We start from the raw sequence: 12141 nt of genomic DNA on the forward strand, positions 1-12141 counted from the left end.
TCGCTCATGATGGATGCCTTCGACCATGGACCTGCCGACAGGTCTGGCTGTAGAAGGCCTCATGATAGGCCGAGCCTGCGGCTCGCCTCAACAACAGGGATGATCGGTCATGGCAGCAGGGAAGGTCGCACTCGTTACCGCCGGCGGCAGCGGCATGGGGGCGGGGGCTGCGCGGCGGCTGGCAGCAGACGGGTTTCACGTCGCCATCCTGTCGTCCTCCGGCAAGGGCGAGGCGCTGGCTGCCGAGCTCGGCGGCTGCGGCGTCACCGGCTCGAATCAGTCGAATGACGATCTGAAGCGCCTCGTCGACGCTGCGATGGCGAAGTGGGGGCGGATCGACGTGCTCGTCAATAGCGCCGGGCACGGGCCGCGTGCGCCCATCACCGAGATCACCGACGAGCAGTGGCATGCCGGCCTCGACACTTATCTCCTGAACGTGATCCGTCCGACGCGGCTGGTGACGCCGCTGATGCAGGCGAAGGGCGGCGCCATCATCAACATCTCGACGGCCTGGGCGTTCGAGCCAAGCGCGATGTTCCCGACCTCGGCGGTGTTCCGCGCAGGGCTTGCCGCCTTCACCAAGATCTTCACCGACGCCTATGCAGCCGACAACATCCGCATGAACAACGTCCTGCCGGGCTGGATCGACAGCCTGCCGCAGCAGGACGCGCGCCGCGACAGCGTGCCGATGAAGCGCTACGGCAAGGTCGAGGAGATCGCGGCGACGATCTCGTTCCTGGCCTCCGACGGCGCCGCCTACATCACCGGCCAGAACATCCGCGTCGACGGCGGGCTGACGCGCTCGGTCTGAGGTGCGCGTAGCTCGATCCTGGCTCCAAAACTGAGCCAATCAGCTAACAATTGTTGACGCCCGTCGGTCTCGGTGTATAGTTAGCTTCATGGCTAACCAATCGTCCCGCCTCGACCAGATTTTCGCAGCGCTTGCCGACCCCACACGGCGGGCGATCGTGATGCGACTGTGTGCCGGCGAGGCGTCGGTCGGCGAGCTCGCCGATCCCTTCGACATGGCGCTGCCGAGCTTCATGAAGCACATCCACGCGCTGGAGACGAGCGGGCTCATTTTGTCGGAGAAATCAGGCCGCGTGCGCACCTGCCGTCTCAGCCCGGATGCGCTTGTCGGCGCGGAGGACTGGTTCCAGCAGCAGCGCGCGATCTGGGAGGCGCGGCTCGATCGGTTCGAGGCCTATGTGATGAAGCTCAAGAAAGAGAAGGAGAGGGCTGCCGCCAGGCGGCCGTCCCGAACAGCCAAACGGAAAGGTTCCGAGTGATGACGAATTCTGCCAATCCCGCCCTGTCGCAGTGGTCGCTCGACCGCGAGATCGTGATGTCGCGCGTGATCGACGCGCCGCGCGATCTGGTGTTCGAGGCGTGGTCCGATCCGAAGCATCTGCCGCAATGGTTCGGGCCGAAGGGATTCAAGGTCGAGACCTTCGAGATCGACGTGCGCGTCGGCGGCGTCTGGCGCTTCAACATGATCGGTCCCGACGGCACGGTCTATCCGAACCGGATGCGCTTCCGCCGCATCGAGCGGCCGTCTCTGATGGAGATGGACCACGGCGTCGACCAGGACGAGGATCCCGGCATGTTCCGCTTCACCGTCACCTTTGCCGAGCAGAGCAACGGCAAGACCGTACTCATGATGCGCCAGCTGGCCTCGAGCACCGAGCAGCGCGACGGCATGATCGGCTTCGGCGCCGTCGAATACGGCTACCAGACGCTGGACAAGCTTGCGGCGTATGTCGCGGGGCTGAAGGTCTGAGAGCCGCGCCGTCATTCCGGGCGCGCGACGAGGTTGCGCCCCGGAAATGCCGGGGCAGCGGGAGCCGGCGGATCGCGTGAGCGCGTTAGTACCGCCTGCATCTGCCGCACTCGAGCGGGACTGTCCAACTCTCGCAGCCAATATGAGACGTTTTGGACCCGGCCACAGCGGTTCGGACACGGATGCAGCCCCGGCGCGGGGAGGACTCGCCGGGGCTGCTCTCGCGCGCACGATTCGAAGAGGATCGGCCCGGGTGAGCGCGACCGCGCTCTTCTAGCGGCGCGTTGTGCCGTTGGATGGCGGAGTGGTTTCGTTGCGCATGCCCGGGGCGCTGGAGGCGCCTTGCCCGCCACGCTCCACATGCGTGATCCCACCACCGCCGCCGGCGCTCCCTGCGCCCGCACCGCCGCTGCCCGAGCCTGCTCCGGACCCAGCGCCGCCGGCACCCGCACCTGCGCCGGCACCCGCGCCAGCGCCACCGGCTCCGCCAGCGCCACCCGCGCCTTGCGCGAACGCCGCGCCAGCCGTAGCGCCGGCGAGCATCGCCGCGGTGAAGATCGTCAGAACTGTCTTACGCATGTCGTTTTCTCCTTGAGGTTCACGATGATCCAATTGTGCGCGGCGGCGACTGTTCCTATGCTCGGCGATGTGGAGGCATCGCGACTTCGTCAAAACGTTCGGCAAGTGCATCGAGTGCGGAGCGCATCTCGGATCCTTGCATCGCCGCGCCATGGCCGGTCACGACGACCTCGGGACGGAGCGCGGCGAGTTGGCGCACCGAGCTTTTCGCGCTCGCCCAATCCGGCGTGAAATACATCGGCGGTCCATGCATCACCGGTGATTGGGTCATCGCCGCGTAGACAGATTCCTGCCGGGTGGTGATGAAGGCATCGCCGGCAATCAGGACACGATCGCGCTCTCGCCAGAGCGAGACATGGCCGGGCGTATGGCCCGGCGTAGGAACCCATCGCCAATCCTGCATAAAGGGCACGGTGTGATCCACGGGAAGGTCGTAGAGGCGCGATGCGACGTCGACGGGCCGGGTCGGAAACAGCGGAGAGAGCAGGGCGAGCAGCCCGCCGCCGACGCTCGGATCGGCCGGCGGATAGTTTCGCGTGCCGTCGAGATAGGGATGCTCGGCGTGATGTGCATAGACCGGGACGTCCCATTCGTTCGCCAGCGTCTCGAGTGCACCGACGTGATCGAAATGCGCATGTGTCATGACGATGCAGGCCGGACGGCCCTGTCCACCGAATCGCGCGCCGGCGGCGGAGCGGATGGCGTAAGCTGATCCGGGAATGCCCGCGTCGACCAGCACCCAATTGCCGTCGCCGGCACCTTCGAAGCCGACGAAGATCACGTTGACGATGGCAAGCTGCCGGTATGCGACGTCGGGGACGATCTGCCTTGTATCGTCGTTGCGGTCGAAGTCGAATGCGGCTTGCTCGGCTTCCGCCGCGGAGGAGAGCGGGATCTGCGTCATATCCGATCCGTTCGATGGCTGCAATCTTTGCCGTCTAGCGTTCGATCGTGCCCATGCGCCGGATCTTCTGCTGAAGCAGCAGCACCCCATAGAGCAACGCCTCTGCGGTGGGCGGACAGCCGGGCACATAGATGTCGACCGGCACCACGCGATCGCAGCCGCGCACGACCGAATAGGAATAATGATAGTAGCCGCCACCGTTGGCGCAGGATCCCATCGAGATCACGTAACGCGGCTCGGGCATCTGATCGTAGATCTTGCGGAAGGCGGGCGCCATCTTGTTGGTCAAGGTGCCCGCGACGATGATCACGTCGGATTGCCGCGGAGACGCCCGCGGCGCGAAGCCGAACCGCTCGGCGTCGTAGCGCGGCATCGACATCTGCATCATCTCGATCGCGCAGCAGGCGAGGCCGAACGTCATCCACATCAAGGACCCGGTGCGCGCCCATGTGATCAGCTCTTCCGCTGTTGCGGTGAAGAAGCCCTTGTCCGCGAGGTCGTCGCGGATCCGCATGAAGTAGGGATCGGAGGCATTGTCCGGCCGTCCGTGTCCGGGACGCGAGATCGAGAGATTGCCGGCGGTCGGGGGAGCGTTGGTCATCAGATCAGCAATTCCTTGGGCCGCGATGAGGGCCGCACGCTGCTGTGAACCAGCGGTCGAGCTCGACGTTCCTGCCGTGAACGACCTGCTTAATGTTTTGCTATCGCAGGTTAGCGTCGGGTCCTTCGGCGGAACACGCGCGGAGTCGCGAGGTCCGCTTCCGGTCGGATGACGTGAGGCGCGCGCGATGGGAGCGCGGGCGTTGACGATCGACGAAGCGCCCATCGGAGCCGCTACAGGACCATCCTGAGTCAAATCAACCGCCAGCCCGCGCGGTTTCTCGCGCTCCTCGGCAGGAATATACCATCGGCTGTCCAAGGCGGCTGATGGCCTTTCGCGCGCCCGGCCTGCCGCCGACCGGTAGGAACGATTGCCGCGCTCCGGCTTTGGCAGTGATGACGCACATCATCTTCAGCGACTACCGCAATCCGGCCGCGGAAGAGGCCTACGAAATCGCCTGGGACTTTCTCGCGCGTACGGGCGCCGTCCGCGACGAATTCGATGCCTGCGTGTTCCTGGCGCAGCGCATCACGGTGATGGTCGAGGAGGGACAGACGAACCGGATCCGCATGGCCAACCGTGCGATCTCCGAATACCAGCGCCATCTCGACGAGAGCGACGATCGTTTGCGCAGCGGCGGCCACCGGGTGGGAGTGTATTGAGCGGCCACCGAGCCGGCGTTTCGCCGTTTCACTCTTTCGCCTCGTCCGTCACGATCTCGCCGAGTTTCTGCCAGCGCTGGCCGTCGAACTGCACCATCTGGAACTGCTTGTTGACGCGGTAGTCGGTCGGCGTGGTCGTGACCGAGATCCCCGGCAGCGTCAGGTCGAGCACGACGTTTTTGAGATTGGCCGCCTGTCGCATCACGTTGTCGCGGGTGAGGTCGTCGCCGCACTGCTTCAGCACCTGCACCAGCAGCTGCGCGGTGATGTAGCCATAGACGTTCAGGTTCGAATCCTTGTCGCCGTCGGGATAGTACCTGGCCATGAAGGCGAGGTAGCGCTTCATGCCGGGGTCGTCCTTCCATTCGGGATCGGCGGCATCCTTGACGTAACCGACGCTGACCACGCCCTTGGAATTGTCGAGTCCCGCCGGCTTGAGCACGGCGCTGACGGAGGAGGCGTTGATGTCGATGATGTGCAGCGGCTTCCAGCCGATCTCCGCGACCTTCTTGATCGCCTGGGCCGCCTGTTTCGGGGTCGTCGCGCTGAACAGCACGTCGGCACCCGCGTCCTTCAACCGCAGGATCTGCGAGTCGATGGTGGGCTCGGTGATCTCGTAGGACGTCTCGGCTACGACCATGTTCGCCTTGTCGCCGAGGCCGGCCTTGAGGCCGGCGAGATAGTCCTTGCCGAGGTCGTCATTCTGGTAGAGCACGCCGATCTTCGCGTTCGGGTGGTTCTTCAGCAGGTACTGCGCGTAGATCCGCCCCTCGACGAGGTAGGACGGGTTGAAGCCCATGGTCCAGGGGAAGTTCTTCGGGTCGGTGAAGCGCGCCGCGCCGGTTGCGGCGAAGAGCTGGGGGATCTTCTTGGCGTTGAGATATTTCTGCACGGCGACGTTCGGCGCGGTGCCGATGATCTGGAACGTCAGCAGCACCTCGTCGCTTTCGACCAGCTTTCGGACCTGCTCCACGGTTTTCGGCGGCGAATAGGCATCGTCGTACTGGATCAGCTCGACCTTGCGGCCGTTCACGCCGCCCTGGTCGTTGATCATCCTCATGTAGGCGGCCTGGGTCTTGCCGATCACGGCATAGGCCGAAACCGGGCCGCTGAGCGGCACGGTCTGGCCGACCTTGATCGCGGTATCGGACGCGCCGGTGTCGTATTTCTTCTGCGCCTGCGCTGCCGCGGTCGAGAGCGACAGAAGCAGCGCGGAAGCCGCGATGCGGGTGAGAACAGTGCTTTTCATGTCCGGTCCCTCTCGATCCTCATTCGCCCTTGAGACCGGCGTCGCGGATCAGCCCGGTCCACTTCTGCGTCTCGTTGTCGATGAATTGGCCGAACTCGGCCGCGGTGCCGGCTCGCACCTCGAGGCCCTGGGCGGTTAGCTTGTCCTTGATCGCGGGTTCGGCGAGCGTGCGCAGAACCTCGGCCTGGAATTTGTCGATGATCGCGCGCGGCGTCGTGGACGGCGCCATGAAGCCGTACCAGCCGGCGGCCGCCACGTTGGGAAAGCCCTGCTCGCGCAGCGTCGCCGCCTGCGGGTAGAGCGCGCTACGCTGGGGCGAGGCGACACCGAGCACGGTGAATTTGCCGCTCTGGATGTAGGGCAGGGCGGTCGGCAGCGCCGTCAGCGTGGCATCAACGCGGCCGGCAAGCAGCTCGGTGTAGGACGCAGCATCGCCCCGGAACGGGATGTTCAGACCCTTGACGCCGGCGTCGCGGAACAGAAGCTCTCCGGCCAGATGCGGCTGCGAGCCGGCGCCGGGCGAGGCGAAGGTCAGCCCATCCGGTTTCGATTTGCCGTAGGCGATCAGCTCGGGGAGCGTCTTGAACGGCGCATCGGCGCTGATGATGAGGAATAGCGGCGCAACCACGACCATCGCGACCGGCTGCAGATCCTTGCGGTCATAAGTCAGCTTGCCGAACAGCGCCTCGGCGGTCGCGTAGGGGGCCGCGACGTAGAGAAGGGTATAGCCGTCGCCGGGTGCATGGGCGACCATATCGTTGGCGATGCGGGTGCCGGCGCCCGGCTTGTTCTCGACGATGAACTGCTGATGCAGGCTGCGGCCGAACTCTTCGGCGAGCAAACGCAGCGAGATGTCGTTGGAGCCGCCGGGCCCGTAGGGCGAGATCAGCCGCACCAGGCGCGACGGCCAGATGTCCTCGGCATGCGCCGCCAGGCCTGATCCTGCCGCAAGGCCGCCTGCGATTGCGCCCAGCAGGGTTCGGCGTGTGACCTTGAACGATGCCACTGTTTTCGTCCTCCCTCTCGTTGTTGGTCTTCTATTGTTGGTCTTCCGACCTCAGATCACCTTTCGTTGGGTGAGCTGTTCGATCTGCTGCTCCGAAAGGCCGAGCCAATCCCGGTAGACCTCGGCGTTGTCCTGGCCGATGTCTCCGGCGGCGTGGCGCAATCGCGCGGGGTCGACGGTGAAGCGCGGAACGGCATTGGTCATGGCAACCGTGCCGAAATCCCGATCGGCCACGCGGGTGATCACCTCGCGCGCTTTCACCTGCGGGTCGTCGGCGATCTGATCGATCGAATAGATCGGCGCCAGCGTTCCCTGCGCGGCGTTGAATTTCGCGAGCACTTCGTCGAGAGGATGCGCGGCGCACCAGGCCGCGAACATGTCGTTGAGCTCGGCGGCGTGCCTGACGCGCTGGTCGTTGGTGGCAAAGCGCTGATCGTCGACGAGGTCGGGACGTCCGATCGCCCGGCAGTTCGCTGCAAAAAGGGCGTTGGTCGAACCTGCGAGCGTCACCCAGTGATCGTCGCTGGTGCGAAACACGGCGGCCGGCGCCGAATAGCCGTTGGCGTTGCCGATCCGCCCTCGAACGGCACCGAGCTGGTCGTGCTCGATGGCGAGGACGTCGAGCAGGCGGAAGGTGGCTTCGGTCAGCGAAAGATCGATCTCCTCGCCGGGAGCGTTCGGGTCGCGTGCCCGCTTCCACAGCGCCGCGAGCACGCCGACGGCGCCGAACAGGCCGCGATCGAATCCCCGATCGGGTATCCGGGATGGGTCGGTTCGCCGTCGCTCTCCCCCGTGATGTAGGTGAGTCCGCCCATGGCCTCGAAGATGCGGGCAAAGCCGGGGCGCTCGCGATAGGGGCCGTTCTGCCCGAAGGCGGTGGCGCGCAGGATCACGAGGCGCGGCTGGATCGACCACAGCACCTCCTTGGGAAGGCCCCAGCGATCGAGCGTTCCCGGGCGGAAATTCTCGATCAGCACGTCGAAGCGTGGAAGGAGCTGCTTGAACAGCGCAAGTCCTTCCGGTGTGTGCAGGTCGAGCGTGGCAAACTTCTTGTTGCGGTTGGCGGCCTTCCACCACAGCGGCTTGCCGTCCTTGAACGGCGGAAACGACCGCACGCCGTCGCCGTGCCCGGGCATCTCGATCTTGAGCACGTCCGCGCCGTAGTCGGCCAGCAGCGTGGCAGCGAACGGCGCGGCGATGATCGTCGCGATGTCGAGAACCTTCAATCCTTCGAGCGGCCCAGCCATGTCATTTCCCGGCGCTTGTAATCTTCCTGGTCTTGCGCGGCGGCGTCGTGGATTCGGCCTGCCCGACGATGGCGCGGATGCTGTCGGCGAGCGCTGCGATGCGCGGACCAATCTCGCTCTCGAGCTGTCCCGGCTGGAGCCGGAAGGCGGGGATGCCGCAATTGATCGAGAACGACTGCTTCGATTCGCTCGCATGAAACAGCGGCGCGGCGACGGCATGGATCGAGGCCATGTACTCGCCCCAGCAGGTGCAGAAGCCACGGCTTTTGCATTGCGCGATCCCGGCGCGGTATTTGTCGCGGACCGCTGACCACAGCCCGGCGTCCTCGGCGGCGATGTTCCGTTCCAGCCGGTCCGCATCGGCCGGCGGCAAGGTCGACGCAGCTGCGCGGCCCATGGCGGTCATCACGACGGGAATGGGCATGCCGATGTCGGGCACGTGCGGGCCGACATCGCCGGAGCGCGCGGTTTCGACATAGATCATCGAGGTGGCGTCGAGCAGGCCGATCGAGACCGTGCCGCGGACGCTGTGCGCCAGCTCCTGCATCATGGGCCGCGCCATTTGGCGGAATTGCATTCCGGCGAGCAGAGGATGCGCCATCCGCAGCGCCCGCGCACCGACCCGGTACTTCGCCCGCTCGGCGTCGTAACGGAGGTAGCCAAGCTCGGCCAGGGTATGGGTCAGCCTCGCCACCGTCGGGCGCGGGATGCCCGTCAACGCCGACAGCTCCATGTTGCCCAGCAGCGTGCTCCCGGCCTTGAACGCCTCGAGCACGACGAGCCCCTTTGCCAGCGTCGTGGCGAAGGCGGCGTCGTCGGCGCTCTCCGCCAGCACTGCTGCGGCGGAGGAGAGCGGATGTCGCGGTTTGGACGAGCCAGTGGAGATCATTCCTAAATATCAGACAACCTGGTTCAGGATGTCCAATAAATTCGGTCACAACCGATTATGTGGACGATGCCAACTGCTGTGTCTCCCTGAACAATGCGCTGGAGACCATCCGAACACACAGATTTTTGTCGTGATTGCATGCCGTCTTGTGACAGGATTGTAACGACGACATGTCAGATGGATTATTTTCGGAGCGGCTCATGTTGCAGTGGCAGGCGCGGTCAAATCCCCTCGCGTGGTGGTGGGGATCCCTCACGCTTGTGAGCAGCGCCAATATCCTCGTCTGGTTCACGCTCTATCGCGAGTTCTATCCGACGCCTGCGGGCAGCCTCGGTGGTGGCTCGGACATCGGGCTGATGTTGCTGCTGTGCGCCGGCTATGTGTTCGGCTGTGCCTTCCGTTCGGTGCTGCCGCGCGCCGACGTGCAGCGCATCTGCCTGTTCGACACCTGGCTATCGAGCGTCTTCGTCGGCCGCTCGGTCGCGACCGTGGCCGAGGTCTGCTTCGCGGCGCAATGGGCCATCATCCTGCATCAACTCGGCACCATGACCGGCGCCGAGACGGCGCTGAACATCGCGTGGGTGATCGTTCCGGTGATCATCATCGCCGAGTGCTTCTCCTGGTACGCGGTGGTGACCACCAACTATCTCTACAACGCGATCGAGAATTCGCTGTGGGCGGTGACCTTCTTCCTCGCCGGCATCGCGCTGTGCCGCCTGATGCCGGAATTCCAGGGCGTGGTGCGCTGGGCGCTGATGTCAGGCGTCGTCGGCATCGCCTGCTTCCTCGCCTTCCTCGTCACCGTCGACGTGCCGATGTATCTCAGCCGCTGGCGGGCAGGGCACGCCGAGGGCAACGATTTCCTCGGCCTCCTCGAAGGTCTGCATGACGTCTCGACGCGCTGGGTGGTGACCCACGACATCGCGCATTGGAAGGGCGAGCTGACCTGGATGTTCCTGTATTTCAGTGCTGCCGTCTGGTCGAGCCTTGCGCTCTGCGCGCTCTATGCGATGGAAGGCTATCTGACGCGCTATCTCGCCTGATGGTCAGATTCCCATTTCGACGCGTTTTCCCGGCGCGAAGCGGTATCCACTTCGCTTGAAAACGCTCTACTTGCCGACCAGCCCGCACTTGCTGCGGTCGAGCGGACGAAAGGCCTGGTCGGGCGGGATCGTCGCGACCAGCTTGACGAAATCCCACGGGCCTTTCGATTCCTCCGGCGTCTTGACCTGAACCAGATAGAGATCGTGCACCATGCGCTGGTCCTCGCGAATGCGGCCGTTGGGCGTGTAGGCATCCGACACCGGGGTTGCCTTCATCTTCGCCATCACGGTCGCGCTGTCGTCGGAATCGGTGTCCTTGATCGCTTGCAGATAGTGGCGCACGGCGGAGTAGACGCCGGCCTGGATCTGCGAGGGCATCGCCTTGCGCCGCCCATAGAATGCATCCGAGAATTTTCGGGCGGCGGGCGAGACATCCTCGAAGAACGAGGTGACGATGAGATCACCGCGCGTGGCCTTCAAGCCCACGGCCTCGATGTCAACGTTCTGGAACGACATCGGCACGATCCTCATGCCCTGATCGGCGAGCCCGAATTCCTCGGCCTGCTTGATCGCAGTAGCGTTATCGCCGGCGACGTTGATCGCGAGGATCCTGGCGCCCGACGACTGTGCCTGGAGCAGGAATGAGCTGTAATCGGGCGTGCCGAGCTGCGCCTTGACGCTGCCGGCGACCTTGCCGCCGAGCGCGGCGATGCGGTCGCGCGCGGTTGCTTCGATCGAATGGCCGAAGGCGTAGTCGCCGGTGATGAAGAACCAAGGCTCCCTGCTGGTCTGCATGATGCCGGAGACCACGGCGGTCGCCGTGGAATAGGCGTCCTGGGTCCATTGCACGCTGGTTGGAGCGCACGCTTCATCAGTCAGCTGGTTTGCGCCTGCGCCGGAGATGAGGAATATCTTGCCATTGCCGCGCACGAGCTCCTGCACCGCCAGTGCCGCGCCGGAGCTGCCGCCATCGGCGATCGCCTGGACGCCGTCGCTGAACCACTTTCGCGCGAGCGATGCCGCAAGGTCCGGCTTGTTCTGGTGATCGGCCTGCAGGATCTCGATTGGCTTGCCGTTGATCCTGCCGCCGAACTCCTCCGCCGCCATCCGCGCCGCCTCGACCGAGCCCGGACCCATGGCGGTCGCGAACACGCCGTTCATGTCGGTGAGGACGCCGATGCGTATGGCGTCGCCCTTGATCTCGGCCTGCGCAGCGGAGCCCGCGAGCGCGAGTGTCATCAGCAGGATGGCGGCGGAGGTGGTGCGGGTGCCCATGGCGTTTCCTGAGTTTATCGTTGATTGATCGGTCTTGACGGTCAGGCCGGTTCGGCGACCACCTTGTTGCGCAAGGTGCCGATGCCGGAAATCTCGACTTCGACGGTGTCACCGGGGCGCATCCACAGCGGCGGCGTGCGCTTGGCGCCGACACCGCCCGGCGTGCCCGTGACAATGACGTCGCCGGGCACGAGCGGGCAGATGGTGGAGATGTAGGCGATCAACTCGGGGATGGCGGTGATCAGGAGATCCGTCGTGGTGTCCTGCACGACGTTGCCGTTCAGCCGGGTCTGCAAAGTGAGCTTCGACGGATCGGGGATTTCGTCCGTCGTCACCAGCCACGGACCGAAACTGCCGCTTTCGGCAAAGGTCTTGCCGGCGAGGAACTGGCTGGTGTGGCGCTGCCAGTCGCGGATGCTGCCTTCATTGTAGCAGGAATAGCCGGCGACGTAGTCGAGCGCGCGGTCGGCGGGAATGTGACGGCCCGCCTTGCCGACGACGAGTGCAAGTTCGCCTTCATAGTCGAGATCGTCGCTCACCCTCGGCTTGACGATAGGCTGGAGATGGCCGACCTGGCTACAGGCGAAGCGCGCGAACAGCGCCGGCTTTTCGGTGACGGTGCGGCCCGTCTCCGCGACGTGGTCCCGATAGTTGAGGCCGACGCAGATGATCTTGCCGGGATCGGGGATGACGGGAGCGAAGGTGATGCTGTCGAGCGGATGATCGGGTGCAGCGGATGCGACCAGCCTTACCGCCTCGGCCAGGCGACCAGCTTCGAGCAGCTGCCGCAGCGTGGTGCAGCCCGCCATCCGCGCGCCGAGATCGACGACGCCGCCGTCCTTGACGGCTCCGAAGGAGGCGCGGCCACCGGCGATGAAAGAGAGCAGCTTCATGAGATGTCCTTGG

Annotated in this window: 13 protein-coding genes and 1 pseudogene; 5 read left to right on the forward strand and 9 right to left on the reverse strand. The window is 65.1% G+C overall.

The features are described 5' to 3' along the window. Positions 1-109 precede the first annotated feature (109 nt). The 3 genes from XH87_RS33730 (at position 110) to XH87_RS33740 (ending at position 1780) form a co-directional block, all read left to right on the forward strand. Positions 110-811: an SDR family oxidoreductase gene (locus tag XH87_RS33730; protein ID WP_271590531.1), complete on the forward strand. Its 702-nt coding sequence runs from the start codon at positions 110-112 to the stop codon at positions 809-811. Between the two features lie 88 nt (positions 812-899). Further along, positions 900-1289 carry an ArsR/SmtB family transcription factor gene (locus tag XH87_RS33735; protein WP_035714708.1) on the forward strand — a complete coding sequence of 130 codons (390 nt, stop codon included), beginning with the start codon at positions 900-902 and terminating at the stop codon, positions 1287-1289. Next, positions 1289-1780, forward strand: coding sequence for an SRPBCC family protein (locus tag XH87_RS33740; RefSeq protein ID WP_271590532.1), 492 nt, complete (start codon positions 1289-1291; stop codon positions 1778-1780). Before XH87_RS33735 ends, XH87_RS33740 begins: the two co-directional genes overlap by 1 nt. A 273-nt stretch (positions 1781-2053) precedes the next feature. On the opposite strand, the gene XH87_RS33745 is transcribed toward XH87_RS33740, so the two are convergent. Genes XH87_RS33745 through XH87_RS33755 form a run of 3 tightly spaced genes read right to left on the reverse strand, consistent with a single transcriptional unit; the run spans position 2054 to position 3864 of the window. Beyond that, a complete protein-coding gene (locus XH87_RS33745; RefSeq protein WP_271590533.1) occupies positions 2054-2359 on the reverse strand; it encodes a hypothetical protein in 306 nt (101 codons plus the stop codon). Between the two features lie 55 nt (positions 2360-2414). Further along, positions 2415-3263 carry an MBL fold metallo-hydrolase gene (locus tag XH87_RS33750; RefSeq protein ID WP_271590534.1) on the reverse strand — a complete coding sequence of 283 codons (849 nt, stop codon included), beginning with the start codon at positions 3261-3263 and terminating at the stop codon, positions 2415-2417. 34 nt (positions 3264-3297) lie between these two features. Further along, complete coding sequence (locus XH87_RS33755) at positions 3298-3864, reverse strand: NuoB/complex I 20 kDa subunit family protein (RefSeq protein WP_271590535.1); 567 nt, start codon at positions 3862-3864, stop codon at positions 3298-3300. Between the two features lie 395 nt (positions 3865-4259). Between XH87_RS33755 and XH87_RS33760 the strand changes: the two genes are divergently transcribed. Further along, positions 4260-4526, forward strand: coding sequence for a hypothetical protein (locus tag XH87_RS33760; protein WP_271590930.1), 267 nt, complete (start codon positions 4260-4262; stop codon positions 4524-4526). A 28-nt stretch (positions 4527-4554) separates the two neighbouring features. Here XH87_RS33760 and XH87_RS33765 read toward each other — a convergent pair whose 3' ends face one another. The 4 genes and pseudogenes from XH87_RS33765 to XH87_RS33780 all read right to left on the reverse strand — a co-directional run bounded on the left by XH87_RS33765 (position 4555) and on the right by XH87_RS33780 (position 8917). Beyond that, positions 4555-5775, reverse strand: a complete 1221-nt coding sequence (locus tag XH87_RS33765) for an ABC transporter substrate-binding protein (RefSeq protein ID WP_271590536.1) — start codon at positions 5773-5775, stop codon at positions 4555-4557. Between the two features lie 19 nt (positions 5776-5794). Continuing rightward, positions 5795-6781, reverse strand: coding sequence for a tripartite tricarboxylate transporter substrate binding protein (locus XH87_RS33770; protein WP_271590537.1), 987 nt, complete (start codon positions 6779-6781; stop codon positions 5795-5797). Positions 6782-6832: 51 nt separating this feature from the next. Further along, a pseudogene (locus tag XH87_RS33775) lies at positions 6833-8028 on the reverse strand (CaiB/BaiF CoA transferase family protein). 1 nt (position 8029) lies between these two features. Beyond that, positions 8030-8917: an IclR family transcriptional regulator gene (locus XH87_RS33780; protein WP_271590538.1), complete on the reverse strand. Its 888-nt coding sequence runs from the start codon at positions 8915-8917 to the stop codon at positions 8030-8032. A 200-nt stretch (positions 8918-9117) separates the two neighbouring features. Here XH87_RS33780 and XH87_RS33785 point away from each other — a divergent pair, with 200 nt between their 5' ends. After that, complete coding sequence (locus XH87_RS33785; RefSeq protein ID WP_271590539.1) at positions 9118-9960, forward strand: hypothetical protein; 843 nt, start codon at positions 9118-9120, stop codon at positions 9958-9960. Between the two features lie 66 nt (positions 9961-10026). Here XH87_RS33785 and XH87_RS33790 read toward each other — a convergent pair whose 3' ends face one another. Both XH87_RS33790 and XH87_RS33795 read right to left on the reverse strand, forming a co-directional pair. Continuing rightward, positions 10027-11235, reverse strand: coding sequence for an ABC transporter substrate-binding protein (locus XH87_RS33790; RefSeq protein WP_271590540.1), 1209 nt, complete (start codon positions 11233-11235; stop codon positions 10027-10029). 41 nt (positions 11236-11276) lie between these two features. Next, positions 11277-12128, reverse strand: a complete 852-nt coding sequence (locus XH87_RS33795; protein WP_271590541.1) for a fumarylacetoacetate hydrolase family protein — start codon at positions 12126-12128, stop codon at positions 11277-11279. Positions 12129-12141 lie beyond the last annotated feature (13 nt).

It is taken from the genome of Bradyrhizobium sp. CCBAU 53415 (genome assembly GCF_028128735.1).
In the GTDB taxonomy this organism is placed as follows: Bacteria; Pseudomonadota; Alphaproteobacteria; order Rhizobiales; family Xanthobacteraceae; genus Bradyrhizobium.